Origin of the sequence: Streptomyces sp. C, from assembly GCF_000158895.1 — a bacterium.
Classification (GTDB): Bacteria; Actinomycetota; Actinomycetes; order Streptomycetales; family Streptomycetaceae; genus Streptomyces; species Streptomyces racemochromogenes.
The window spans coordinates 5,729,812-5,730,913 of the sequence record NZ_GG657750.1 but is presented as its reverse complement, the minus strand read 5'-3'; the positions used below and the strand labels follow the sequence as shown (position 1 = coordinate 5,730,913).

Genomic DNA, 1,102 nt, shown 5'->3' with positions numbered 1-1,102 from the left:
AGGCGTCCGTCAGGACCCGCGCCCGCTTCACGTCGTCGCGATGGCCTCCAGCAGCCCGTCGAGCGACTCGAACTTCGCCATCCCCCGCACGTACGCGAGGAAGTCGACGCACACCTGCTTGCCGTACAGGTCCAGCCGACGCGGTCGATCGCGTACGCCTCCACGGTCCGCTCGGTGGCGTCGAACTGCACGTTCGTACCCACCGAGATCGCCGCCGGCATCCGCTCGCCGTCGGCCGTCAGCCAGCCCGCGTACACCCCGTCGGCCGGGATCGCGGTGTGCGGCTGCGTCTCGACGTTGGCCGTCGGGTAGCCGAGCTCGCGCCCGCGCTGCGCACCGCGCACCACGATGCCCTCGACACGGTGCGGGCGGCCCAGGATCTCGGCGGCGCCGTCCATGTCCCCCTCCGCGACCAGCTTGCGCGCCAGCGTGGAGGAGAACGGCACGCCGCCGCCCGCCTCGCCGCGCTCGACCAGGTCCACGACGTCGACCTCGTAGTCGTAGGTGGAACCCAGCTCGCGCAGGAAGTCGACGTTCCCGGCGGCCCGGTGGCCGAAACGGAAGTTCGGGCCCTCGATGACGGCGCGCGCGTGCAGCTTGTCGACCAGCACCTTCACGATGAAGTCGGCCGGGGACAGCTGCGAGAACTCCGCCGTGAACGGCAGGATCAGCAGCGCGTCGACCCCGAGGCCGGCCATCAGCTCGGCACGGCGGTCGTACGGGGCCAGGATCGGCGGGTGGCTGCCCGGCCGCACGACCTCGCTCGGGTGCGGGCTGAAGGTGACGACGACCGCCGGGACGCCCAGCTCGCGGGCCTTCGCCACGGCCCGTCCGATGATCAGCTGGTGTCCCCGGTGCACACCGTCGTAGGAGCCGATGGTGACGACGCTGCGTCCCCAGTCCTGGGGGATGTCCTCCAAGCCACGCCAGCGCTGCACTGTGACCGCTCCTCGCCCGAACCCGTGTAGTCCCTGTACTGAATTGCCGATTGCAGGTCTAAGACTGCCATGCCCTCGGCCGGGTCCCCGCATCGGCTCTGGCCGGAATCGTTCCCCGCCTCAGGTAATGTCCGGCGCCGCCCTACGAAGAGTCTCCACGGTAC

General features: G+C 70.8%; 1 pseudogene. It reads right to left on the bottom strand.

Features of this window, described 5'->3' with window-relative positions:
- A pseudogene (locus SSNG_RS26060) lies at nucleotides 1–938 on the bottom strand (bifunctional riboflavin kinase/FAD synthetase); the annotation flags it as partial.
- Nucleotides 939–1,102: the final 164 nt, after the last annotated feature.